This window comes from Leucobacter manosquensis (assembly GCF_018304845.1).
Taxonomy (GTDB): domain Bacteria; phylum Actinomycetota; class Actinomycetes; order Actinomycetales; family Microbacteriaceae; genus Leucobacter; species Leucobacter alluvii.
On the sequence record NZ_JAFEVO010000001.1, the window covers coordinates 812,771 to 837,501 of the forward strand.

23 protein-coding genes are annotated in these 24,731 nt (G+C 66.0%); 14 read left to right on the forward strand and 9 right to left on the reverse strand.

Annotated elements, in window-relative coordinates; all coding sequences use genetic code 11:
- Positions 1–15: 15 nt before the first annotated feature.
- Entirely contained in the window at positions 16–807 is a 792-nt protein-coding gene (locus JSQ98_RS03780) for an ABC transporter ATP-binding protein (protein WP_090149017.1), read from the forward strand.
- A gap of 121 nt (positions 808–928) precedes the next feature.
- Positions 929–1,177 carry a type B 50S ribosomal protein L31 gene (locus tag JSQ98_RS03785; protein WP_090149019.1) on the forward strand — a complete coding sequence of 83 codons (249 nt, stop codon included), beginning with the start codon at positions 929–931 and terminating at the stop codon, positions 1,175–1,177.
- 75 nt (positions 1,178–1,252) lie between these two features.
- On the opposite strand, the gene JSQ98_RS03790 is transcribed toward JSQ98_RS03785, so the two are convergent.
- Positions 1,253–1,951 (reverse strand): exonuclease domain-containing protein, encoded by a 699-nt coding sequence (locus JSQ98_RS03790; RefSeq protein ID WP_090149022.1) that lies wholly within the window; start codon positions 1,949–1,951, stop codon positions 1,253–1,255.
- Positions 1,952–2,076: 125 nt separating this feature from the next.
- On the opposite strand from JSQ98_RS03790, the gene JSQ98_RS03795 reads away from it, so the two are divergent.
- Genes JSQ98_RS03795 through JSQ98_RS15350 form a run of 3 tightly spaced genes read left to right on the forward strand, consistent with a single transcriptional unit; the run spans position 2,077 to position 4,642 of the window.
- A complete protein-coding gene (locus JSQ98_RS03795) occupies positions 2,077–3,000 on the forward strand; it encodes an alpha/beta fold hydrolase (protein WP_211648439.1) in 924 nt (307 codons plus the stop codon).
- Positions 2,997–3,851, forward strand: coding sequence for a TrmH family RNA methyltransferase (locus JSQ98_RS03800; RefSeq protein WP_090149028.1), 855 nt, complete (start codon positions 2,997–2,999; stop codon positions 3,849–3,851). The genes JSQ98_RS03795 and JSQ98_RS03800 overlap by 4 nt, the downstream gene beginning before the upstream one ends.
- On the forward strand, positions 3,848–4,642 hold the full coding sequence (locus JSQ98_RS15350) for a phosphatase PAP2 family protein (protein WP_211648441.1): 795 nt from the start codon (positions 3,848–3,850) through the stop codon (positions 4,640–4,642). Before JSQ98_RS03800 ends, JSQ98_RS15350 begins: the two co-directional genes overlap by 4 nt.
- A 482-nt stretch (positions 4,643–5,124) precedes the next feature.
- Here the strand turns inward: JSQ98_RS15350 and chrA are convergent, their stop codons facing one another.
- Entirely contained in the window at positions 5,125–6,351 is a 1,227-nt protein-coding gene (chrA, locus tag JSQ98_RS03810; protein WP_211648442.1) for a chromate efflux transporter, read from the reverse strand.
- A gap of 141 nt (positions 6,352–6,492) precedes the next feature.
- On the opposite strand from chrA, the gene JSQ98_RS03815 reads away from it, so the two are divergent.
- From JSQ98_RS03815 to JSQ98_RS03835, 5 genes are all read left to right on the forward strand, one after another.
- Positions 6,493–7,155, forward strand: coding sequence for a phosphoribosylanthranilate isomerase (locus tag JSQ98_RS03815; RefSeq protein WP_211648443.1), 663 nt, complete (start codon positions 6,493–6,495; stop codon positions 7,153–7,155).
- The gene (locus JSQ98_RS03820; RefSeq protein ID WP_249290720.1) at positions 7,148–9,061 is read left to right on the forward strand and encodes a BCCT family transporter; all 1,914 of its coding nucleotides are present in this window, start codon (positions 7,148–7,150) and stop codon (positions 9,059–9,061) included. The genes JSQ98_RS03815 and JSQ98_RS03820 overlap by 8 nt, the downstream gene beginning before the upstream one ends.
- A gap of 231 nt (positions 9,062–9,292) precedes the next feature.
- Positions 9,293–12,298, forward strand: coding sequence for a glycosyl hydrolase (locus tag JSQ98_RS03825; protein WP_211648444.1), 3,006 nt, complete (start codon positions 9,293–9,295; stop codon positions 12,296–12,298).
- Between the two features lie 38 nt (positions 12,299–12,336).
- A complete protein-coding gene (locus JSQ98_RS03830) occupies positions 12,337–13,635 on the forward strand; it encodes a carboxypeptidase-like regulatory domain-containing protein (protein WP_211648445.1) in 1,299 nt (432 codons plus the stop codon).
- 119 nt (positions 13,636–13,754) lie between these two features.
- A complete protein-coding gene (locus JSQ98_RS03835) occupies positions 13,755–14,594 on the forward strand; it encodes a M23 family metallopeptidase (RefSeq protein ID WP_249290721.1) in 840 nt (279 codons plus the stop codon).
- A gap of 40 nt (positions 14,595–14,634) precedes the next feature.
- Here JSQ98_RS03835 and trpD read toward each other — a convergent pair whose 3' ends face one another.
- On the reverse strand, positions 14,635–15,699 hold the full coding sequence (gene trpD / locus JSQ98_RS03840; RefSeq protein ID WP_090149049.1) for an anthranilate phosphoribosyltransferase: 1,065 nt from the start codon (positions 15,697–15,699) through the stop codon (positions 14,635–14,637).
- A 195-nt stretch (positions 15,700–15,894) separates the two neighbouring features.
- Between trpD and ctaE the strand changes: the two genes are divergently transcribed.
- The 4 genes from ctaE to qcrB are packed head-to-tail and all read left to right on the forward strand — an operon-like array spanning position 15,895 to position 20,126.
- Positions 15,895–16,509: an aa3-type cytochrome oxidase subunit III gene (ctaE, locus tag JSQ98_RS03845; protein WP_090149051.1), complete on the forward strand. Its 615-nt coding sequence runs from the start codon at positions 15,895–15,897 to the stop codon at positions 16,507–16,509.
- Between the two features lie 20 nt (positions 16,510–16,529).
- The gene (qcrC, locus tag JSQ98_RS03850; RefSeq protein WP_090149053.1) at positions 16,530–17,339 is read left to right on the forward strand and encodes a cytochrome bc1 complex diheme cytochrome c subunit; all 810 of its coding nucleotides are present in this window, start codon (positions 16,530–16,532) and stop codon (positions 17,337–17,339) included.
- Between the two features lie 46 nt (positions 17,340–17,385).
- Positions 17,386–18,501, forward strand: a complete 1,116-nt coding sequence (gene qcrA / locus JSQ98_RS03855; RefSeq protein WP_090149056.1) for a cytochrome bc1 complex Rieske iron-sulfur subunit — start codon at positions 17,386–17,388, stop codon at positions 18,499–18,501.
- Positions 18,498–20,126 carry a cytochrome bc1 complex cytochrome b subunit gene (gene qcrB, locus JSQ98_RS03860; protein WP_211648447.1) on the forward strand — a complete coding sequence of 543 codons (1,629 nt, stop codon included), beginning with the start codon at positions 18,498–18,500 and terminating at the stop codon, positions 20,124–20,126. Before qcrA ends, qcrB begins: the two co-directional genes overlap by 4 nt.
- A 447-nt stretch (positions 20,127–20,573) precedes the next feature.
- Here the strand turns inward: qcrB and JSQ98_RS03865 are convergent, their stop codons facing one another.
- The 6 genes from JSQ98_RS03865 to ctaC are packed head-to-tail and all read right to left on the reverse strand — an operon-like array spanning position 20,574 to position 24,635.
- On the reverse strand, positions 20,574–20,738 hold the full coding sequence (locus tag JSQ98_RS03865; RefSeq protein ID WP_211648449.1) for a hypothetical protein: 165 nt from the start codon (positions 20,736–20,738) through the stop codon (positions 20,574–20,576).
- A gap of 17 nt (positions 20,739–20,755) precedes the next feature.
- Complete coding sequence (locus tag JSQ98_RS03870; RefSeq protein WP_211648451.1) at positions 20,756–21,226, reverse strand: TetR family transcriptional regulator; 471 nt, start codon at positions 21,224–21,226, stop codon at positions 20,756–20,758.
- Positions 21,227–21,228: 2 nt separating this feature from the next.
- On the reverse strand, positions 21,229–21,672 hold the full coding sequence (locus tag JSQ98_RS03875; protein ID WP_090149064.1) for a GNAT family N-acetyltransferase: 444 nt from the start codon (positions 21,670–21,672) through the stop codon (positions 21,229–21,231).
- 12 nt (positions 21,673–21,684) lie between these two features.
- Positions 21,685–22,107 (reverse strand): aa3-type cytochrome oxidase subunit IV, encoded by a 423-nt coding sequence (ctaF, locus tag JSQ98_RS03880; RefSeq protein WP_090149067.1) that lies wholly within the window; start codon positions 22,105–22,107, stop codon positions 21,685–21,687.
- Between the two features lie 18 nt (positions 22,108–22,125).
- A complete protein-coding gene (gene ctaD / locus JSQ98_RS03885; protein WP_090149070.1) occupies positions 22,126–23,769 on the reverse strand; it encodes an aa3-type cytochrome oxidase subunit I in 1,644 nt (547 codons plus the stop codon).
- A gap of 17 nt (positions 23,770–23,786) precedes the next feature.
- Positions 23,787–24,635, reverse strand: a complete 849-nt coding sequence (gene ctaC, locus JSQ98_RS03890; protein WP_090149074.1) for an aa3-type cytochrome oxidase subunit II — start codon at positions 24,633–24,635, stop codon at positions 23,787–23,789.
- Positions 24,636–24,731: the final 96 nt, after the last annotated feature.

Below are 24,731 nucleotides of genomic sequence, written 5' to 3' on the forward strand. Positions count from 1 at the left end.
GATAGGCTGAGCGCTATGGTCAATGTGCTCCGCCTCACCGATGTCTCCTATGTGCGCGACCGCCGGCCGATCCTCGACGGGGTCACCTGGTCGGTCGAGGATTCGGAGCGGTGGGTGATCCTCGGGCCGAACGGCGCAGGGAAGACGACGCTCATGAAGCTCGCGACGGCCAACGACTACGCGACTCGCGGCACCGTCGAGGTGCTCGACGAGCGACTGGGCAAGGTCGACATCTTCGAGCTCCGCAACCGCATCGGATTCGTGTCTTCGGCGTCGGCCAGGCGCATCCCGGCGAACGAACTCGTGCGCGACGTCGTGCTGACCGCCGCCTACTCGGTCGAGGGCCGGTGGAATGAGCACTACGACAGCATCGACGTGCGTCAAGCCGAGCGCATTCTCGCGGAGTGGGACCTCGGAGCGTACGCTGACCACACCTTCGGCACGCTGAGCGACGGTGAGCGAAAGCGCGCCCTCATCGCCCGCGCGGTCATGACCGATCCCGAGTTGCTGCTGCTCGACGAGCCGAGCGCCAACCTCGATCTCGGAGCTCGCGAGCGGTTGCTGCAGATGCTCTCCGGCTTCGCAGCGTCCCCTTCGTCGCCGGCCATGATCATGGTGACCCACCATGTCGAGGAGATCCCACCCGGCTTCACCCACGTCCTCATGCTGCGCGACGGCAAGATCCAGGCCGCCGGCCCGATTGCGGACACGCTCACCGCCGAGTCCCTGGAAGCGACCTTCGACATGCCGTTCGAACTGTCGTCCACGGATGGCCGGTATTCCGCTGTGGCACGCCCGAAGCCCTGATCTCACTCATACGCCTCTCGGTCTGCTAAAGTAGCACTTTGGTGCGACGAAATTCGCCGATCCCAAGACCTCCGGGCGTGCTGTTACACGCTCTCTCCCAGGCAAACACGAAGGAACTCTCATGAAGACCGATACCCACCCCGAGTACAACGCAATCGTCTTCCGCGACCTCGCGTCGGGGGAGACGTTCCTCACCCGTTCGACGCTCACCAGCGAGAAGACCATCGAGCTCGACGGCGAGACCTACCCCGTCCTCGATGTCGAGATCTCGAGCGCATCGCACCCGTTCTACACGGGCAAGCAGCGCATCATGGACTCGGCCGGTCGCGTCGAGAAGTTCAACCAGCGCTTCAAGGGCTTCGGCGCCTAAGCCGCGACTGCGGCATTGGAAAGGGCCGGGCGATCCTCTGCGGATCGCCCGGCCCTTTCTCGCTTCCGCGGCGCGTCAGCGGATCGGCCAGCGCCCGTCGGCGACGAATGATGCATCGCGCACCCTCCGCATGTAGTCCTGAAAACTCGCCGCCTGAGCAGCAGCCCACTCGATCTGCAGCCGATGAAGCTCGTCGAGCTCCGCCGGAACCACGTCCGCATACTTCGCCGCAATCTTCTGGAGCACTCGCCCCGCAGCGATCGCATCATCACCGGCATCGTGCGCATTGCCGATGTCGACTCCGTGATGCGCCGCCACTGCTTCGAGCGTGCGCTTGCCCTTGCGGTAGCGATCGAGCTGTTTGTCGAGGATGAGCGGATCGATCACCGGGGAGATCTCCGCCGGCCATGGCACACCATGCCGAGCCGCCTCAGCCGCGAGCAGCGTGAGGTCGTAGGGCGCGTTGTACGCGACGACGGGAAACCCGCGCTCGATCATTTCGAGCAGCTGATCGACGATCTGGCGCACTCCCACTGCGGCCTCGATGCCGCTGGTACGGGCGATCTCGTTGCTGATGCCGTGGACCTGCACCGCTGCGGCGGGAATCTCGATGCCTGGGTCGAGCAGCCAGTCGTATCGTTCCGACACTTCGCCGCCCGCACCGAGGAGGGCGATCGAAGCGCTCACGATGCGAGCGTGCGCGGTGTCGATGCCCGTCGTCTCGGTATCGAACACGGCCAGGTCTGCGGCCCACAGCGGGAGCGTTTCGGTCACGGAAGTCCTTTCGTCTCCGTCGATGGTATCGACTGCCGGGCGCGTCGTTCGCCTTCGGCCCGACCCCCTGACAGCCTCCCGCCAGCAGCAGGAGGCTGTCAGGGCGTCTCGGTAGAATCTGTCCCGTGACTTTCGCCCCTCGTTCTCTGCAGGTTCCCGCCCTCGGTGTCGACACCCGAGCCTGGGAGTACGGTGACGAGACAGGGGAGACGCTGATCCTCGTCCACGGCTTTCGCGGCGATCACCACGGCCTCGAAGGCATCGCCGCCCGGATTGTGGAGCTCCGCCCAGAATTGCGGATCCTCGTTCCCGACCTCCCGGGTTTCGGTGAGAGCCCAGCGATTCGCGGCCGTACGCACGATCTCGCGCTGTACGGGGAGTGGCTCCGCTCGTTCGCAGCCGCGGCCGCGCCCAGCGGATTCAACGTGCTCGGCCACTCGTTCGGCTCACTCGTGGTGGCAAGGGCAATCGCACAAGGCCTGGACCCGCTCCGACTGATCCTCATCAATCCGATCTCGGCTCCAGCACTCGCGGGGCCGCAGGCCGCTCTCACGCAGCTCGCGATCGGCTACTATCGGGCCGCGGAGCTCCTGCCCGAACGCGGCGCACGAGCACTCCTCGGCAATCCCGCCATCGTTCGGATCATGAGCGAGGTGATGGCGAAGACGAGGGATCCTGAACTTCGCGCTTGGATTCACGGCCAGCACGCGCAGTATTTCAGCACGTTCGCCGACGCCTCGACGCTGCTCGAAGCCTTCCGCGCTTCGGTCTCGCACACCGTCGTCAAGTTCTCTGACGCGTTCACGATGCCGACGCTGCTGATCGCGGGGGAGCGGGATGACATCACCCCGCTCGCCAAGCAGCTCGACCTGCAGCGACGCGTACGCGGATCGCAACTCCGCATCATTCCCGGCACCGGCCATCTGGTGCACTACGAGGCCGTGCACGACGCGGCTGCGTATGTCGCAGACTTCATCGCTCCGCTCACGGTCGTGTCTCCCTCGACGCGCAGCACCGCCGCAGAAGCCATCACAGGGGGCCGCGCGTGAGGGTGACGCGAATCACTGATCTCGACATCCCGCAGCTCGCCGACTACACCCAGCTCACGGATGTCGCGCTGCGCCGGGTGCGGGAGCCGGAAGAAGGCCTCTACCTCGCCGAGTCGCCGAAGGTGATCGAGCGTGCACTGCGAGCGGGGCACCGCCCGCGCTCCGTTCTGCTGCTCGAAGAGTGGCTGCCGCGCGTCGAACCGCTGCTCGAAGCGTTCCCCGATGTGGAGGTGTACGTGGGGGAGTCGGATCAGCTCGCGGCGCTCACGGGGTTCCATCTGCACCGCGGAGCTCTCGCCTCCATGCACCGACCTCAGCCCCGAGACCCCGAAGCCCTGCTCAGGGACTCTCGGCGCATCGTCGTACTCGAAGACCTCGCCGACCACACCAACGTCGGAGCCATCTTCCGCTCCGTCGCGGCGCTCGGAGCAGACGCGGTACTGCTGACACCGGCATGCGCTGATCCGCTGTACCGTCGCGCTGTGCGCGTGAGTATGGGCGCCGTGCTGCAGGTTCCGTGGGCGCGGCTGCCCGATTGGCGGGAGGCCGGCCCGATGATCCGCGACGCCGGGTACGAACTCACCGCGTTCGCGCTGCGCGACGACGCTGAGGATCTCGCCGACTACGTCGACGAGCTTCCGGAGCGTCTCGCACTGATGTTCGGCACTGAGGGCGCCGGCCTGACGCATCGTGCGCTTGCCGCCTCGACGCGCGCCGTGGTCATTCCGATGGAGCACGGCGTCGATTCGCTCAACGTATCGACTGCGGCAGCGCTTGCGCTCTGGGCGGTGCGCACGGCGGATGCCCGCTCGGGGGCCGGCTCAGTCTCGGCGCTCGGAGCCCGCGCGTGAGCGGCGCCGCCGCGGCCGGCCGGCTCCGCGCGACCTGGTTCCTCGTATTCTGGGCTGCTGTCGGCATCGCGTCGTACGTGCTCGGGGTGCGCAACGTCGTCGGGCAGCGCGCCGAGGAGAGCGTGCTCGACGCCGCAGATTTCACGTTCACCCCGCCTCCGCCGCTCAACCTCGTGTCGATTCCGACGGTCGCGATCGCACTCGTCGTCGTCGGCGTGATCGCGTGGGTGTCGCACGGCTTCAGACGAGCGCTCGTCGCGACCGTCGTCCCGGCGCTGTCGATCCTCGCCGCTCAGCTGCTGAAGCTGCGGCTTTTGACCCGCCCCGAGCTCTTCGAGCTCGACGCGGCGAACACGTTTCCGAGCGGCCATATGACGGTCTTCGCCGCTATCACCGCGGCGCTCATCTGGGCGGTGCCGAGCCGCGTACGCGCGTTCGTCGCGCTCGGAGGCGCTGCCCTGATCGCAGCTGTCGGGTGGCAGCTGCTCGCATACGGATGGCACCGTCCGAGCGACGTGTACGGGGGAATCGCGTTGGCTGTCGTCGCGTTCGCCGCTGCGTCGCTGATTCGACCGCCGACGTCGCGCGGTGAGACCGTACTCGGCGGCAGTGCATCGGTCGGTCTCGCAATCGCCGGGTGGGTGACCGTGGGCGCTGCCGTCGTGCTCGTCGGTGTAGCTGTCGCGACGGAGAATTCCGCCCTGATGCTCAGCGCGGGGGAGTTCGGCGGCGTCGGAGCGGCGGCCCTCGCTGCGCGCACCATGCTGCTGCTCGGCTCACGCCGGGCGTAGGCGTGTGAAGCGCGGATCGGGAACCGTGCGCGCGTGGCTCCGCACGTGCTTCGATCGGAGTTATGTCAGCAATGGAATGCCCGACCTCATCGACGACGATGAGCTCCAGAATCGACACATGCTGCGACGATTCGAGCGCAGAGATTTCGTGCCTCAGGTTTTCGACGGGCAGCTTCCAGGGACTGAACGCGCAACGGCGCATATGCGATTGTTGCGCGTAATGTTCGCGCCGAACGCACAGCCGTCAGCGTGGATCAGGTCTCGCTCGCACTCCGCCCAGCATGCATGATAATCTATATTATGTCAGCTCAGTGTGAGTGCGGTGCTTCGTAGAGACTTCTATCCATCGCCGAAGACGCGTGCCGAGGCTGCCGAGTGGATTGGCTGAGATCAGAAGAACTACGCCACACACGGACACGGCCTCTGGATCATCGAGACGACGAGTGGCGAGTTCGTTGGCGACCGCGCAGACTGCCAGCGCACTACAGCAGGGACGACGCGGCGCCGCAGACCGCGCCCGTCACGACGACGATCCACGGCGGCACGCGCAGGTACAGGGCGACGAGCGCGGCGAGCGCCAGCGCGAGTGCAGCGACGTCCGTCACACCGTGAGTCAGCACGGGATCGATGAAGGCCGCAGCGAGCACGCCGACGACGGCAGCGTTGATCCCCCGCACCGCCGCGGCGATTCTCGGGATTCGCTGGAGCCGCGCCCAGAAGGGCAGCACGCCGAGGAGCAGCAAGAACCCCGGGGTGAAGATCGCCACGATCGCAAGCACTGCGAGGCCCACACGCTCTGAAACACTCCCCGCCCCGTCAGCGAGCGCGCCGACGTACGCGGCGATGCTGAACAGAGGTCCGGGCATAGCCTGCGCGGCGCCGTATCCGAAGAGCAGCTGATCCTGATCGATTCCCCGGGCGAGCGCCGGCTCCGCTTGCACGGTCGCCAGCACGACGTGGCCTCCCCCGAATACGGTCGCTCCGGCGCGGTACGCGGCGTCGGTGACCGACAGGGCGGTGTGCTGCACCGCGCCCGCGATGATCGGGAGAGCCACGAGGAGTGCGCCACCGATCGCCAAGGCGACGGCTCCGCTCCGTCGCGAGACGCCCATGGCCCGCCCGCTCCCCTGCGCACCCACGTCCGTTTCGACCTCCGCAGATCGCCCCAGCAGGAGGACTCCGGCGGCGGCGCCACCGCACAGTACAGCGAGCTGCCCCCAGACGCCACCGACGAGCAATGCCACGATTCCTGCGAGCGCGGCGATCCCGGCGCGCGGCAGGTCCGGCGCGAGGGATCGTGCCATACCGTGCACGGCGTGCGCGACGACGGCGACAGCGACCGCGAGCACACCGTGCAGCACGCCGTCGGCGACTGGCCCCGTCAGAGAAGCCGCGCCCAGTGCGAGGGCGATCATGACGGCCACCGACGGAAGAGTGAACGCGATCCACGCCCCGATGGCACCGGGGAGGCCCGCCCGACGCAGTCCGAGCCCGAAGCCGACCTGGCTCGACGCCGGGCCGGGGAGGAACTGGCACAGCGCGACGAGTTGCGCGTACTCCGCGTCGCTCATCCAGCGCCGACGTACGACGAACTCCTCGCGAAAATACCCGAGGTGGGCGATCGGGCCACCGAACGAGGTGCACCCGAGTCGCAAGAACACGGCGAACACCTCAAGCACTCGAGACCAGCTCTGAGCACGCCAAGACACCCCTTGAGCGTATCGAACATGCGGTGACGCATGGGCTCGGCGAGCCCGGTGTTCATCCGCTCGACTCCCGCGACCGGCGCCCCGGGATGTCGATCGCGGCCAATTGGGTACCCTGGAGAGTCGCCGAAACGAGGGATGGGTATGTACGTCAAGATCTGCGGGCTTCGCGAGCCCGCGCACGCAGCGCTTGCAGTCGAGCTCGGCGCCGATGCCATCGGCGTCGTCATGAGCCCGCGCAGCCCCCGCCACGCATCGGCGGATGACGCGCGGGCCGTGATCAGCGCTGCGCGGAGCGCTCGGCCGGACGTCGACACCGTGCTCGTCGTGAACACGATCCCCGCTGCGGAAGCGGCACGGCTGGCACTCGATCTCGGATTCGATGTCTTGCAGCTGCACGGGTCGTATACCGCGGATGACGTGGCGAGCGCGCAGGCGCTGCTCCCCCGAGTGTGGCGCGCGACGTCGCTCACCGAAGCTCCCCTGTTGTACGCCGGGGAGCTGAATGAGGAACGACTCCTCCTCGACGGCGCGATCCCTGGTTCGGGCGACACGTGGGATCTCTCTCCGCTCGGGAGCGACAGCGAACTCACGCGCCGTATCGGCCCGGACTGGCTGCTGGCCGGCGGCCTCTCCCCCGAGAATGTCGCAGCAGCGATCTCCACCGCTCGACCCGGCGGCGTCGACGTCTCCAGCGGCGTCGAGCGCTCCCCTGGCCAGAAGCACCCAGAACTGATCCGCCGCTTCATCGAAGCGGCACGCGCGCAACTCGCGCCTACCGACGAAAGCGATATTTCATATGAGTGACCGGCACGAGCCAGGCAAGCGCACGCGCAAGATCACGCTGGTCACCCCGCCTCCGGTCCCCCACCCCGGCCTCATCCCGGGCATCGGGGTCGAGCAGACCGGCGTCCGCTTCGCCACGAACTGGGTGGTCCTCGGTGTCGCCGTCGCCTGCACGCTCGCGGTGATCGTCTGGGCCTTCATCGCGCCGGACACCATCGCCGTCGTCGGCGGGAACTCGCTCACCTGGGTCACCGAGAACTTCAGCTGGTTGTTCGGTTCCCTCGCCATCGCGGTGGTCTGCTTCATGCTCGTCGTTGGCTACGGCCGCACCGGCGGCATCCGCCTCGGTTCGGATGACGAGGAACCGGAGTTCTCGACCCTGTCGTGGATCTCGATGCTCTTCGCAGCTGGGCTCGGGATCGGCCTGCTCTTCTACGGCCCGCTCGAACCCCTGACCTACTTCCTCGATCCGGCACCGGGTCTCGAAGTCGAGCCCGGCAGCGGGGACGCAGCTCTTCCGGCACTCGCGCAGACCATCCTCCACTGGGGTCCGATCGCGTGGTCCTTCTACGCGCTGGTCGGGGGCGCGATCGCCTACAGTGCCTACCGTCGCGGCCGTGCGCCACTCATCTCCGCCCTCTTCGAGCCGGTGTTCCCCGGAAGCAGCAACCGCATTCTGGGCCGGATCATCGATATCTTCGCGATCATCGTGACCCTGTTCGGCACCGCGGTTTCGCTCGGGATCGGCGCCCTGCAGATCGAGAGCGGTTTCCGCATCGTGACCGGGCTCGGGCCCATGGGCAACGCCTTCATCGTGGGTTCGATCGCGATCCTGACGGCCTGCTTCATCGCTTCGGCGGTCGCGGGAGTGAAGAAGGGCATCCGGCGCCTCTCGAACATCAATATGTTCCTCACCGGCCTGCTCGCCCTCTTCGTCTTCATCGTCGGACCGACGGTCTACCTGCTCAACTTCTTGCCGTCGTCCATCATCGAGTTCTTCCAGCAGGCGATGATCATGCTCGCGCGCAACCCCAATCAGGGAGAGGAGGCGACGCAGTTCCTGTCGACCTGGACGACGTACTACTGGGCCTGGTGGGTCTCATGGACACCCTTCGTCGGCATGTTCATCGCGAAGATCTCCCGCGGCCGCACCCTGCGAGAGTTCGTGACGACCGTGGTCCTGGTGCCCTCGGCGATCGTCATCACCTGGTTCGTGATCTATGGCGGTACGGCCATTTTCCAGACGCTCGAGGGCGCTCAGCTCGACACCGGAGGCTCCGGCGAGTCAGTGCTCTTCGACATGCTGAACGAGCTGCCGTTCGGCATGATCGCCTCCGTGGTCGCGATGATCGCTGTGCTCGTCTTCTTCGTGACGGCCGCCGACTCCGCATCCATCGTCATGGCCTCGATGTCGCAGATGGGACGGCCTGAGCCGGCGAAATGGGTGACGATCGTCTGGGGTCTCCTCCTCAGCCTCATCGCCGTCGCTCTCCTCCTGGCGGGTGGGCGAGATACGCTCGCCGGCCTCCAGTCGCTGATGGTGGTGTCAGCGCTGCCGTTCGCTTTCATCGTGATCGGGATCATGATCGCCTGGACGAAGGACCTGCGGACCGATCCGTACATCATCCGCCGCGCGTATGCTCGTGCTGCGATCGCGCAGGGCGTGAGGCGCGGCATCGACGAGTTCGGCGATGACTTCGTCTTCGGCACGAACAGCGTGCCCGCCCACCAAGGCGCCGGCGCAGGCTTCGACAGCGAGGATCCCGCGCTCACCGACTGGTACGTCGACGCGACGACGGGGCCGATCGACACCATCACCGCACCCGAAGCGGAACCCGCCCCCGGTTCCTCCCCCGGATCCTTCCCCGGAGTCTCGCCCGGAGTCTCGCCCGCGATCGAGGATGCCGAGCGAGAGACCGACCGCTGAGTTCGTACGATGCCGACGCGCGGCATGCAACCGCGTCGGCATCGCGCGGACTCGCGAGCGTCATTCTCGATGCACGGATCGGCCGCGAATAGCATGTTGTGTTGCGTCTCGGCAACGTTGACATTGCCGATGAACGGTCAGTAGGCTTTTGCTGCACGGTTTTGAAACGATTCAACTCGACGGCGAGTGTGCGAGAGCTGCGGCGCCGTTGTCGCAAGGGAGCGCAATCGCATGCCACACCACGTCGACCGCCGGCCATCTGGTCTGACTCGCCGACAACTCATCCGCTACTCGGCGGTGACCGCCGCGGGGGTCGCCGCCCTCTCGGCGTCACACCCCGCCGCCGCCCTCGCCGTCGCCGGCGCTGAGACCGGCACCGCAGCCGCGACGCTCGACGGGTTCACGAACCCGACGATGGGCACGGCTCCGCGGTTCCGCTGGTGGTGGCCCAACGGTCAGGTGGACCTCGAGCAGATCGCGGCAGAGGTGCGCACCGCAGCGCGATCCGGCTTCGGCGGCCTCGAGATCTCCGACGTCCACCACAGCGTCAAGGGCGGGCTCGACATCGACAACTTCGGATGGGGCGGTGAGCACTGGATCGCCGCAGTCGAGACCGCCCTCGCCACCGCGGAGGAAGAGGGCATCGAGATCGATATCACCCTCGGGCCGTCATGGCCCGCGGCGACGCCGAACATCACGCCCCAGTCCGAGGCCGCGATCAAGGAGATCGCGCACGGATCGACCACGCTCGCCCCGGGCAGCGCGTTCTCGGGGCAGCTCCCCGAGCCCATCACTCCCCCGGAGCCAGGGGTGACCGAGCGCGCACTCATCGGCGTGCACGCGCTCGAGATCGTCAGCGTCGGGAAGACGACCGTGCTGAAGCGCAGCAGCCTCGTCGATCTGACGGGCGACGTCGCGAACGAACGCCTCGAGTGGACGGCGCCCGCCACGGGCGGCTCCTGGGTGCTCCTCGCGTACTGGGAACGCGGGAGCGGTCAGCGCCCGGAGGGCGGCGACCACACGAACCCCACGTCGTACGTCGTCGATCATTTCAGCGCGGCAGGCGCGCAGACGCTCATCGACTATTGGGAGGCGAACCTCCTCACCGACCGCATCAAAGGCCTGCTCGGGTCCGTCGGCGGCAGCTTCTTCGAGGATTCGCTCGAGATCGAGACGCACGCCACCATCTGGACGCCGAAGGCTCGCGAAGAGTTCCAGAAGCGCATGAGCTACGACGTCTTCCCGTTCCTGCCCGCAATCGTCGAGACGAAGGAGAAGTACCTCTACGATTTCGACGACGTCGTCACCACTCGCGTCCGAGACGATTTCAACCAGGTCATGAGCGAGCTGTACTCCGAGTACCACCTCATTCCGCTGCGGGACTGGGCGCACTCGTACGGACTCGAATACCGCGTGCAGGCATACGGCCTCGAGCAGGACTCCATCGAGCAGGCCGGCATCGTCGACATCCCGGAGACGGAGTCCCTCGGTGCGAAGAACGTCGACGACTACCGCGTGCTCGCAAGCGGGCGAGACATCGCTGGACGCAAGCTGCTCAGTTGTGAATCGTCGGCCTACCTCAACAAGGCGTATCTCACGACGTGGCGCAACGAGGTGCTCTACACGCTCGCCGAGACCTTCTGCGGCGGAGTGAATCAGACGGTGCTGCACGGATACGCGTACGCGGCCGCACCGGGCGCCGCATGGCCAGGGTTCGCCGCCTTCTCCCCCTACAACGGCGGCGTCGGCTACTCCGAGGCATGGGGTCCGCGCATGCCCGTGTGGAAGCACCTCGACCGGGTCGCGGCAGCCATCTCGCGCACGCAGTGGGTACTCCAGCAGGGACGCCCCGTGTACGACATCGCGTTCTTCCGGCAGAAGGGCTGGGCGCAGACGGGCATCGGTGCGCCGTGGGCGACGGCTGCCGGCATCCCGATCGGGTGGTCGCACGGATTCCTGAACGAATCAGGACTCTTCCAAGAACTCTCGGTGCTCCAGGGCGGACGCTTCGCGCCGGACGGCGGCAACTACCGCGCGTTCATCCTCGACATCGACCGGTTCCGCGGCAACGAGGCCACGATGTCCGTGCGCGCCGGTGAGGCGTTGCTCGCCCTGGCGCAGTCGGGCTTCCCCATCGTCTTCTTCGGCAATTGGAGCGCACCGGCGTCGACCGGGTTCCGCGACGCCGCCACGAATCAGCGAGTCGTCGACATCATCGCCCAGATGCGCGCACTCCCGAATGTGGCAGATGCCGCGGGCAACGACGACATTCCGCTGGCCCTGGCCGCGCTGGGTGTGACCCGAACCGTCAGCCACTCCAGCTCGAGCGTGAAGCACGTGCACCGGGTTTCCGACAGCGTCGACTACTTCTACTTCGTCAACGCCAAGCACAATCCGGGCAAGGATAAACTCGCGTACGTCGAGCAGGATGTCACCGTACTCGCCACCTCGGATTCGCACGTGCCCTACGAACTCGACGCGTGGACGGGAGCGATCCGGCCGCTCGCGAAGTACACGCGAGACGGTGCGGCCATCACCGTGCATCTGCGATTGCAACCGGCGCAGTCGACCGTCGTCGTGCTCGCGCCGCAGGGCTGGGCCGGAGCGACGGCGCCCCGCGCGGTCGTCGTCGAGACGAGTGGAGACGATGTGTCCGTGCGCGCTGACGGAGCGGTGTACCTCCACACCTCGCAGGCGGGCCCTCATTCGGTGCGCTTCGCCGACGGCCGGCAGAAGCAGACGCTCGTGCCCGCCCTCCCGGACCCCATCGAGCTCGCCGAGTGGTCGCTCACGCTCGACGACTGGCAGCCCGCTGCGGACGGCGTCGCCACCGACCATGTCTCCCACCGCGTGGAGAGCGGTGCGCTCGGTGCTTGGACGCAATTGGGGTACGCCGACGTCGCCGGAATCGGGGACTATCGCACCACCTTCGCGCTCGACGCGTCGTGGCGGCCCGGCTCGGGCGGTGTCCGCCTCTCCCTGGGGCAGGTACTCGACACCTTCCGCGTGTGGATGAACAGCGTGCCGGTCGACCATGTGGATCTGAGTGATACGGAACTCGACATCTCCGACTACGTGCGCACCGGTCGCAACACGCTGCGCGTCGAGGTCGCGTCCCCGCTGATCAACCGTCTCAGGGTCGTCAATCCGGCTGTCTACGGCGTCGTCCCGTCGCAGGCCTACGGGCTCATGGGGCCGGTAACGCTCACGGCATTCGGGAAGGCGCGGGTGGCCTGAACATGCGCACGACAACCGTCACGACCAGAAAGAACAGCATGACCTCTCGCCCCGCCCTTCGCCGTGGAATGCCGGCCGCCCTCCTCGCTGCAGTGCTGATCGCAGCACCGTTGAGCGCGACGAGCGCGGCCGCCGTCGATGCCACCATCACCGGAAGCGTGACCGAAGACGACGCCCCTGTCGGCCGCGTGGAGGTCGCTGCCTACCGATGGGATGGGGATCAGCAGTCCTACGTCTTCGAGCAGGCGACCGAGACGGGCTCCGACGGGTCCTGGGCGCTCGATTTCCTGCCGGATGGCGCCTACACGCTGCAGTACGATACGTCCGTCTCGAACGCCCGTTTCGCGCTCGGGGAATCACTCGGCGGAAACTCCTCGTACGCGGACGATCGGCCCGCGTTCGAGATCACCGATGGGGTGAGCGATGCGGCACCGTTCGCGGAGCACGACCTCGAGCGGTGGGGCGGCGAGATCACTCTTTCGATCACCGAGGGCGGAGAGACGCTCATCGATCTCGATGATGCCGTCGCGCACGTGCGAGGCATCGATGTGAACGGCGCCCCGAGCGAGTCGCAGCGCGAATACGCCGACGAGGAGGGCGAGATCACGATTCCCCGGGTCCCGGCCGGAGGCTATGTGCCGTGGGTCGCCGCGCGAGGAGAGGCTGCCGCACCGGCGCCGCAGGATGCGCTGGTATTCGCAGGCGCCTCCGTCGATTTCGGCTCGATCCCCCTGGGCACCGCGCCGGACGGGGAGTTCGCTGCGGACCAACCGACCATCGCAGGAGAAGCGCGCTCGGGTGAAACGCTGACCGTTGTCGATCCCGCATTCGCTCCGGATCCCGAGTCCGTCTCCCATCGTTGGAGTGCTGGGGAAAGGACGCTCGAGAGCACCAGCACCAGCCTTGACCTGACCGACGAGCTCGTGGGCGAATCGGTGACGGCATGGGTATTCGCGCACGGAACGGGAACCTCCCCCTTCGTCTCGTTGGTGACCTCGGATGCGGTGCTCGCAGCGGACGCGGATCCGGATGCCGCTGCCGCAGCTGGCGGAGCAGGAGCCGGATCCGATGCCGCCGGATCGAGCGCCGCCGACGGCGCCGATGCTGGGGGCGCGAGCTCCGGCGCCGCGGGCGATGCGTCGGGCGCCGCCGCGGGAACGCAGGCGGAGGCGGCAAGCGATGCGGACGCCGCTTCGGGCGGCGCCGGTGAACCGGGAGACGGATCATTGCCCGTCACGGGGGCCGGAATCGCCGGGCTCGTCGCACTCGCGGCAGCGCTGCTCGCTGCGGGCGGCATCCTCGTCGCGCGCCGTCGTCAGCAGCTCGGCACCGAGTGAGCATCGCGGGCGGCATGCGTCATCCCGCCCGCGGCCCTCGGTGGCGCCCACGGACGCGAGCCGGTACCCTGGCCCCTATGCCCGAGCGGATCCACCCGCTCCCCCAGATGAAAGTTTGCATGACGACCTCCGCACCTCCGCTAGACAGCTCGAACGGCACTGCTTCGGCAGAGTCCGCCGAACCGGAATACGTGACCAGTCCGCGGCGCGCGCATGTGCCGGACGCTGAGATGCCGAACGCCCCAGCCGCTTCGCGAGCTCGACGCACCCGTCTCTCCCGCGGTGCGGCAGCGGTCAGCGTCTGCGGGCTGGTCGCCACGTTCGCGCTGCCGCTGATGCAGGAGTCGGGAACTGCCGACGCTGCGGCTGTGCAGCAGCGACTGTTCTCAGAGGTGTCCGTCGACGACCTGCCGTCGTCGCTCGCAGAGATCGATGTCGTCGACACCGACGCGCCATCTTCGATCGGCTACTCGTTCCGGGCGCGCTCCGTCGTGAACTATCCGTTCGCGACCCCCGTGGCGCTCACCGACCCGTTCGGATATCGCACGGCGCCGGTCGAGCAGTTCCACGACGCACAGGATTTCGCGGCCGGCGCGGGCACGGAGATCCTCGCGATCGCCGATGGAGTCGTCTCGGAAGCCGGCGACGCCACGGACGGATGCGGTTTCGCGCTCACGATCGATCACGAGATTGACGGAAAGGACGTGACGAGCCGCTACTGCCACATGCAGTCCGGCTCCCACTCCTGGAAGGTCGGCGATCGAATCGAGATGGGCGAGCCCGCAGGGCGGGTCGGTTCCACGGGTATCTCGTTCGGAGCTCATCTCCACCTCGCGCTGCGGGTCGAGGACGCGCCGGTGGATCCGATGCCGTTCCTCGCGAAGTACTACCGCACCGACCGCGATGCGTCACCGATTCCCGCCCGAACGCCGGATCGGGAAGAGCCACCCTCGAGTTAGACGGGCACTCCCGCGCAGCGCTCCCCCGTGCTCGCCTGTATCAGGCGCCAGAGGCTGACGACGTGGCGCGAGCCCAGTCGTCGAGTTTCGCAGCCGCTTTCCCCGAGTCGATCGCCTCTGCGGCTACGACGAGCTTCTCGCCCAAGCGCTCGAGCAGCGCGCGTTCCGCCGTCTCGGGGCGCTGCGCGAGATCGAACGCGACGAGACCCGCCGCCGCATTGAGCAGCACGATGTCTCGAATCGGCCCGGACTCGCCGGCGAGGACGCGGCGGACCACCTCGGCGTTCTCATCGGGCGAGCCCCCGACGAGGTCGCTGATCTGAGCGCGCGGGAGCCCGAGATCACGTGGATCGATGTCATGCTCGGTCAGCCCGCCCCGGCTCACCTCCCAGAGTCGCGAGTGGCCCGTCGTCGTCAGTTCGTCGAGCCCGTCATCGCCCCGGAACACGAGCGCTGAAGCACCTCGCAGTCGGAAGACGCCGACGAAGATCGGGATGCGGTCGATGTCGGCCACGCCGACCGCCGATGCTTCTGGCCTCACCGGATTGCAGAGCGGGCCGAGGAAGTTGAAGACCGTCGGGATCCCGAGCTCCTTACGGGCTGCTCCGACATGGCGGAACCCCGGGAGGAACCTCGCCGCGTGCACGAACGCGATCCCTGACGCATCGAACGCGCGCGAGAGCTGCGGCCCGTCGAGAGCCAGATCGATGCCGAGCGCGCTCAACACGTCCGAGGAGCCGGAGAGGCTGCTCGCCGCCTTGTTGCCGTGCTTCACCACCGGCGCACCGGCGGCGGCGGCGGTGATCGATGCCATCGTCGAGATGTTCACCGTACCGAAGCGATCTCCGCCTGTGCCGACGATGTCCAGTGACATGGCGGGCAGATCCAGCGGGAGCGCTTCCGCGAGAATCGCGTCGCGGAACCCGATGACCTCATCGACGGTGACGCCCTTCGATCGCAGCGCCACGAGGAACGCACCGATCTGCGCGCCGCTCGCATCTCCCGTCATGAACCGGGACATCGCCCATTCGGCTTGCGAGACGCTGAGATCATCGCCTTCGAGAAGGGTGGTGAGTACGGTCGGCCAAGTCCGTTCGTCGATCATGCGTCGATTCTATCGACGGCTGGAAACCCGCGAGATCACGCCACTTCATCCGATGAATGAGGGCTTCGCGTGCGATCCGTCGGCCACCGGAGACGGTAGGCTACCGGTGAACGATGCAGAAAGTTCGGCTCGCCGTGCCCGGGTGAAAATCCACACCTGACTTTCAGCCATAATGGAAGGGTGACAACGACCACTATGAATACCAAGTCAGCCGTGCCTGCGGTGAAGCGACCGAATCTCGTCGCCGTCGGCACGATCGTGTGGCTCGGCAGCGAGGTCATGTTCTTCGCGGGCCTCTTCGCGATTTACTTCACGCTGCGGGCGATGAACCCCGAATTGTGGGCCGAGCAGACCGAAAAGCACAACTTCACGTTCGCGCTGATCAATACGCTCATTCTGGTCGCATCGTCATTCACCGCACAGGCGGGTGTCTTCGCGGCCGAGCGCATGCAGCCGCGCGCCACCGGCGCCAGCATGAAGAAGTGGGGAACCGTCGAGTGGTTCTACCTGACCTTCTTCATGGGAGCCATCTTCGTCGCCGGCCAGGCGTACGAGTACGCGACGTTCGTGTCAGAGGGCATCACCCTGGCCTCCGACCCCTACGGCTCGGCGTTCTACATGACCACCGGTTTCCATGGCATTCACGTGTCCCTGGGCCTCGTCGCCTTCCTGCTGGTCATCGGCCGCATCTACGCCGTCAAGAACTTCACGCATAAAGAAGAGACCACCGCAGTCGTCGTGTCCTACTACTGGCACTTCGTCGACATCGTGTGGATCATCCTCTTCATCGTCATCTACGTCCTCAAATAGGGTCAGGAGCAATCGACATCATGGCTCGCGCCAAGAAGAATCTTCGCAAGTCCGGCCGCAGGCACCCGCTCGCGACGGCCGCACTCGTCGCCGTCGGCTTGCTCGTGACCGGCGCAGCGTACGCCGGTTTCAGCCAGACCTCCGCCACGGCAGAGGTCGACCTCACCTCCCCCGCGACGATCGAAGCGGGCGAGAAGCTGTTCGGCGCCAACTGCGCCACGTGCCACGGAGCAGCCGCAGAGGGCACTCCCGATGGCCCCACACTCATCGGTGTGGGAGCAGCGTCCGTCAACTTCCAGGTGGGCACGGGACGCATGCCCCTTGCCTTCCAGGGGCCGCAGGGCATGGTGAAGCCCCAGCAGTTCACCGAGGAGCAGACGCTGCAGATGGCGGCGTACGTCGCCTCGCTCGCTCCCGGACCCGGGCTTCCCGAGACGCGCTACCTGCAGGCGGACAGCGACGACGAGGGAGTAGCCAATGGCGCTGAGCTCTTCCGCATCAACTGCGCGATGTGCCACAACGTGGCGGCAGCCGGCGGCGCGCTCACCGAGGGCAAATTCGCTCCGAAGCTGACCGGTGTCGCTCCGACGCACATCTACGAAGCCATGATCACCGGACCGCAGAACATGCCGGTGTTCAACGATGCGAACATCACCCCGCAGGAGAAGGCCGACATCATCTCGTACTTGAAGTACATCGAGAATCAGCCGGCGGTCGGCGGCCTCACCCTCGGATCGATCGGCCCCGTCGCCGAAGGTCTGTTCATCTGGGTGATCGGCCTGGGAGCCGTCATCGGCCTCACGGTCTGGGTCACCGCGAAGTCGAACTAGTCGACAACGCGTCACAGTTTTCATGAGTCAGGAGTCAAGGAGCAACATGGCAGAGGAAGCGAAGAACAACGGCGGCGAGCACGCCGTTGTCGTTGCCGCCGGCCACGGCTCGGCCGAGGCAGCCGCAGGTACCGCGGTCATCCCGTCCGACGCCGTGCAGAATCCGGGCCTTCCCCCGCACCGCAAGCGTGTTACGGATCTCGATCCGAAGAAGGAGAAGCGCGCTGAACGCACGGTGTACAGCCTCTTTTACCTGTCGATCGCGGGCAGCCTCGGCGCCGTGCTCGCCTACATGTTCTTCCCGATCGAAACGGGCGAACTGATGGCGATCCGCCTGCACACGATGTTCGTCGGCCTCGGCATGGCTCTCGCCCTGCTCGCCGTGGGCATCGGCGCAGTGCACTGGGGCAAGGCGATCATGGCGGACCACGAGTCCATCGATTACCGCCACCCGACCCCGAGCGACGCGCCGACCCGCGAGGGCTCGGCCGAGGTCTTCAAGCTCGCTGATGAGGAGTCGGGCTTCTCCCGGCGCTCGCTCGTGCGCAACAGCCTCATCGGAGCGCTCATCGCATTCCCGCTGCCCGGAATCACGCTCCTGCGCGGTCTCGGACCGCAGGATCGCGATCCCGTCGAACTCGCGCACCACACGATGTGGGCCGAGGGCGTGCGACTCGCACGCGATCCTTCCGGCGTCCCCATCAAGGCCAGCGAAGTGACCATCGGCTCGGCATTCCACGTGATCCCCGAGACGTTGAATCACGAGGATTTCGAGAAGATGACCCTCGATGAGCGCGGTGGCAGCGTCCACCTGCTCGACGCCAAGGCGAAGGCCATCGTGCTGCTCATGCGCTTGAACCAGGAAGATCTCCGCGAACTTCCGGAGCGCAAGGACTGGTCGTACGACGGCATCGTCGCGTACTCGAAGGTCTGCACGCACGTCGGGTGCCCCGTCGCGCTCTACGAGCAGCACACCCACCATCTCCTGTGCCCCTGCCACCAGTCGCAGTTCGATGTCTCGGAGCACGCAAAGGTGATCTTCGGACCGGCGAAGCGTCCGTTGCCGCAGCTGCCGATCACTGTCGACGACGAGGGCTACCTCGTCGCTCAGAGTGATTTCCATGAACCCGTCGGCCCGAGCTTTTGGGAGCGCCTCAAGTGAGCAGCACCGTCACCGAATCCCCCGCGTCGAGCCAGCAGGCTCAGAACGGATCGAGCCGCTTCACGGCCGCCGCCGCGAACTACATCGACGAGCGCACCAAGATCGGCGTCGCCGTCAAGGAGTTCGGCCGCAAGGTCTTCCCCGACCACTGGTCCTTCCTTCTCGGTGAAGTCGCGCTCTACAGCTTCGTCGTCATCCTCCTCTCCGGAACCTTCCTGACGCTCTTCTTCCAGGCGTCAATGGTGGAGACCCATTACACGGGCCCCTACGTTCCGATGAAGGGCGTCGAGATGTCGGTGGCCATGGCCTCGACCCTCGACATCTCCTTCTCGGTGCGCGGCGGGCTGCTCATGCGCCACGTGCACCACTGGGCGGCGCTGCTCTTCGTGGCCTCCATCGGCCTGCACATGCTCCGCATCTTCTTCACGGGCGCATTCCGCAAGCCGCGCGAGCTCAACTGGGTGATCGGCTTCGTGCTGTTCATCCTCGCCATGGCTGAGGGCTTCACCGGATACTCGCTCCCCGACGATGTGCTCTCGGGCAACGGCCTCCGCATCATCGACGGCATCATCAAGGCGATCCCCGTCATCGGAACGTACCTCTCCTTCTTCTTCTTCGGTGGAGAGTTCCCGGGCACTGCGATCGTCGGACGCCTGTACATGCTCCACATCATGGTGCTGCCGGCGTTGGTGATCCTCTTCATCGCTCTGCACCTCGCGTTCGTGGTCATCCACAAGCACACGCAGTACCCTGGCCCGGGCAAGACGCAGCAGAACGTCGTCGGCTTCCCGGTCCTCCCCGTGTACGCGGCGAAGGCCGGCGGCTTCTTCTTCATCGTGTTCGGTGTGATCGTGCTGATCGCCTCCTTGGTAGGCATCAACCCGATCTGGAACTACGGTCCGTACGACCCATCCCCGGTGTCGGCCGGCACCCAGCCCGACTGGTACATCGGATTCGCGGACGGCATGCTCCGTCTGATTCCGCCGGGGCTCGAGACCGAGTGGTTCGGGTACACCTGGTCTTGGAACATGCTCCTCCCCCTCGGCATCATCGGGATCTTCATCGTTCTCGTCATGGTGTACCCCTTCATCGAGGCGTGGGTGACGGGCGACAAGCGCGAGCACCACATCCTCGACCGTCCCCGCAACGCCCCGACCCGCACCGCCATCGGCGCTGCCGGCGTGACGTTCTACGCGGTGATGTGGGCAGGAGCCAGCTCCGACCTCATGGCGACCCACTTCCAGCTGTCGATGGAAGGCGTGATCCACGGCCTCCAGGCGCTGCTGATCCTCGGGCCGATCATCGCCTACCAGGTGACGAAGCGCACATGCATCGCGCTCCAGAAGAAGGACCGCTCGATCGCACTCCACGGGTACGAGTCCGGTCGCATCGTGCGCATGCCCGGCGGCGAGTTCGTCGAGGTGCACAAGCCGCTCGACGCGTACGAGTCGTGGCAGCTCGTGAGCTACCACGACTACGCACCGATGATGCTCCGACCGAATGACGACGGCCGCATCCCGTTCTCGAAGCGACTTCGTGCAGGGTTCAGCCGCTGGTTCTTCGAGGACCGCATCGTTCCGCCGAGCAAGGGTGAGATCGAGCAGGGTCACCACGAGGGCCACTAGCCCTCGCACGACCCAGCGGAGGGCTCCCCTCTGAACACACCCCGGGTGTTGGACCGCAGTTCTGGTCCGACACCTGGGGTGTGTTCGTCGTACCGGCCGTCGCACGCTCAGGCGCGAGACCCCCCCCCGGCGAAGTGTGACGTCATCAACGAACCTTCCAAAGATCCCGAGTTCCTGGCAGCACCGGGAGTGGGTTGCGGAGTGCGTTGTGGTGCGCCGCTTGGCACTCGGACCAGTGCACGCGCGTCACCGACACCGGACCGACACCGGGCAGTTCCACCCCTCCCAGAGCCCTTGCACACCCGGGGAGACAGGCGCGGCCCGCCGCCCACCCGGCCTGTTTTAGCTGGCTGCCGCTCACCGACGGCGCGAAGCCGCGATAGCGGCGCTCAGTAGACTCCGTCGGCGCTTGCCGCGCTCAGCGGACTCCGTCGGCGCTTGTCGCGCTCAGCGCACGTCGGGGCGGTGCGTACCCGAGTCGTCGTGCATCGGCATCCCGGGAGTACCCCCGGCGTCAGCCGCCGACCATGGAGCCGACGACGGGGCGCCGACCACGGAGCCGACGACGGGGCGCCGACCGATCTGAGCAAGACGCAGACCGTGCCGATGCATGGGGTCGCGCCGGGAGGTCAGCGCAGGGTCAGCGCATGATCGATGAGGGACGTGCTTGCGAGGCCGTAGTCGCGCACGAATCGTTCCATGCCGAGCCCATTGCGTAGCGGCACGAGAAGCGACAGCAGATCGTCCCGGAGTTCGGGGATGGCTACAGCAGAGATTGCCTGCAGCACGGCGCGCTGTGCGCTCGTGCGAGAGTCTCCGGAGGTGAGAGGCTCGCTGCCGTGCAGTTGCAGTTGGTCGGTCGCCGCAGAGTCATCTGGGTGCGTACGCACGATGTGTGCGGCGGCGGCGCAGGTCTCGACGAAGAGCGCATGTTTGTTGGGAAAGTTCGCGTAGACGTGTGGCTGCGGGACTCCCGCTCGTGCTGCGATGGCAGCGGTCGAGGCCCCGTGAAAGCCGAAGAGGCCGAACTCGGTGAGTCCGGCCTCAATCAGGCGTTCGCGGTTCTCGCCGGGCTTTCTCCGAGCACGACGTTGGTTCACGATTACCCGAGTTCGAGAATCTTGCGGTAGTGCTCGCCCACCGCTTCAAAACCACGATGATTGTAGAACGAGCCGAAACGGGCGGTGGAGGCGGACAGCTGTCGGACACCACGACCCATGCAGTAGTGCTCGTTCGCCTGCATCAGGCGATCTCCGACGCCGTGGCCTCGAGCGGCCTCGTCGACGACGATCTCTTGGAGGTGAGCGGTCAGTCCGGGTGCGTGCAGCAGGCGAGAGACCGTCATCAGCGAGTAACCGACGACCGTGTCGTCGAGTTCAGCGATGAAGAGCACGTTCGCCTCTTGATCGCGGTGCCGCAGCACGTTGTCGTAGGCGACCGAGAACTCGTCACGTCCGATCGGTTCGCGGCCAGTCGTGAACTGGCGCGCGAGTCCGAAGACTGCCGTGTCGTCGTCGCTTCGACCCCGCCGAATGATGATGCTCACACCGAACCGTCCTTAGCGGGCGAAGTTGCCGCGGTAGTACTCGTACACCCAGCCGACGATCGCGACAAGCACGATCGGCAGCGAGAGGAAGGAGAGCCAGAAGTTGAAGCCGACGCAGAGGCCGAGAACGACCATCGAGGCACCGAAGGCCAGCACGATGGGCCACCAGCTCCAGGGGCTGAACTCGCCGAGCTCCGGATCCCCGTCGTCGATGTCGGAATCGTCGCGGTCTTCGACCAGCACTCCGCCCTGCTTGCGCTGCACGAGCATCAGATAGGACGCGATGAAGCCCGTCAGTCCACCCGACAGGAGGATCGCGGTCGACCCTGCCCACTCCGGGTAGCCGTGCGCCAGCATGTTCCACACGGTGTACACCGTGGCCAGAACGACCAGGTAGACCGTCAAAATCCAGAAGATGACGATATTGGATTTCATAGCTCGTTACTCCTCAGCTCACTGCTTTTCAGCGAGCTCGCGCTCGGTTTGCCGTACCGGTTGTTCCACGCCGCTGATCTCGGGGTGGTTGAGATCGAAGGCAGGAGACTCGGAACGAATGCGCGGGATCGACGTGAAGTTGTGTCGCGGCGGCGGGCAGGACGTCGCCCACTCGAGCGACCGACCGTAGCCCCACGGATCGTCGACGGTCACCTTCGGCGCGCGCCGCGCCGTGAGGTAGACGTTCAACAGGAAGGGGATCATCGATGCGCCGAGAATCATCGCGCCGACCGTGGAGAGCTGGTTGCCCCACGTCACGCCGTCCGACGGCAGGTACGTGTAGTAGCGGCGGGGCATTGCCATGACGCCGAGCCAGTGCTGCACCAGGAACGTGGTGTGGAAGCCGATGAAGAGCACCCAGAAGTGGATCTTGCCGAGACGCTCGTCGAGCATCTTGCCGGTCCACTTCGGCCACCAGAAGTAGAATCCGGCGAACATTGCGAACACGACCGTGCCGAAGACCACGTAGTGGAAGTGCGCCACCACGAAGTACGTGTCGGAGAGGTGGAAGTCGAGTGCGGGCGACGCCAGGATCACGCCGGTGAGGCCACCGAAGATGAAGGTCACGAGGAAGCCGAGCGACCAGAGCATCGGAGTCTCGAACGTGATCGAACCGCGCCACATCGTGCCGAGCCAGTTGAAGATCTTCACGCCGGTCGGGACCGCGATCAACATCGTCATCAGTGCGAAGAACGGCAGCAGAACGGAGCCGGTCACATACATGTGGTGCGCCCATACGGTCATCGACAGAGCCGCGATCGCGATCGTCGCGTAGATCAGCGTCTTGTACCCGAAGATGGGCTTCCGGCTGAACACCGGGAAGATCTCCGACACGATCCCGAAGAACGGGAGCGCGATGATGTACACCTCGGGGTGCCCGAAGAACCAGAAGAGGTGCTGCCAGAGAATGGCGCCGCCCTCTCCGTTGTAGATCTGAGCGCCGAAGATGCGGTCGGCGGCGAGGCCGAACATCGCTGCTGCGAGCACCGGGAAGACGAGGAGCACCAAGATCGAGGTGATGAGCGTGTTCCAGGTGAACACCGACATGCGCCACATCGTCATGCCCGGAGCGCGCATCGTGATGATCGTCGTGATGAAGTTCACGCCACCCATGATCGTGCCGAAGCCGGAGACGCCGAGTCCGAGTACCCAGAGGTTTCCGCCGACACCCGGGGAGTACGTCATATCGGAGAGCGGAGCGTACGCGAACCAGCCGAACGACGCAGCGCCCTGGGGCGTCAGGAATCCGCCGACGGCGATGAGGGACCCGAAGGTGTACAGCCAGAAGGCGAAAGCGTTGAGCCGCGGGAACGCGACATCGGGAGCACCGATCTGCAGCGGCATGATCACGTTGGCGAACCCTGCGAACAGCGGCGTCGCGAACATGAGCAGCATGATCGTGCCGTGCATGGTGAACAGCTGGTTGTACTGCTCCTTGGTGGCCACGACCTCGAGCCCGGGCGCGAACAGCTGCGCACGGATCACGAGGGCCATGAGGCCGCCGACCAGGAACCATACGAAGGAGCTGATCAGATACATGTATCCGATCACCTTGTGATCCGTGGACGTCACCCACGAGACAATGACATTGCCCTTCTTCATCTTCTTGCTATCCCTCGTTACTCGTTCTGAGCCTTGGCCTGGTCACCTTCGAAGTGATCCTGGTTCGGGTTGTACTCCTCGGTCACCTGGCCGGTGTTGCCGGCCTCGCGGAGCGTTTCGATGTACGCGTCGTACTCGTCCTGCTCGACGACCTTGACCTGGAACAGCATCATGGAGTGGTACTCGCCGCACAGCTCGGCGCACTTGCCCATGAACGTTCCCGTCTTGGTCGGGGTGAAGCTCATGTAGTTCGTCTGGCCGGGGATCATGTCCTTCTTGTACAGGAACTCGACCACCCAGAAGGAGTGGATGACGTCGCGGGTCTCGAGCCGGATTTCCGTGGTCTTGTCGACGGGGAGGTAGAGCACGGGCATCGTTTCCGCCTCGGCCTCGCCGTCACCGTCGGTCTGCACCTGGATGCCCTGGAAGAAGACGTCATCGTCGACGTAGTTGAAGTCCCACGACCAGCGCTTGCCGAGCACCTCGACAACGTTCTCGGGGTTGTCGTAGCGAGCCTCGATCTTGCTCTGCTCCTGCGCGGTGAACGCGAAGAAGCCGATGACGAGGATCACGGGCACGACGGTGAAGAACGTCTCGATCGGCATGTTGTACCGAAGCTGAACGGGAAGCCCCGTCTGGCCCTTGCGGCGACGGTAGGCGATGGTCGCCCAGATGATCAATCCCCACGTGATCACACCAACCGCGAGCAGGACGATCCAGGAGGTGACCCAGAGGCCAGTCACTCCATCAGTGAGGTTCGTTGCCCCTTCGGAGCCAGCGGGGAGGAAGCCTCGCTGCTGCTCGGGGGTACAGCCAGCCAGGACCAGCGCTGCGGAGAGCGCCACCGGGGCTGCGACCCATTTCATTCGACGATTGGAACGCACCGCATACCTTTCGAAAACGTTGTTTCGCCGCACGCATGCGAACGAAGCTGATGACTCCCTGACAGCTTAGCGCGAACG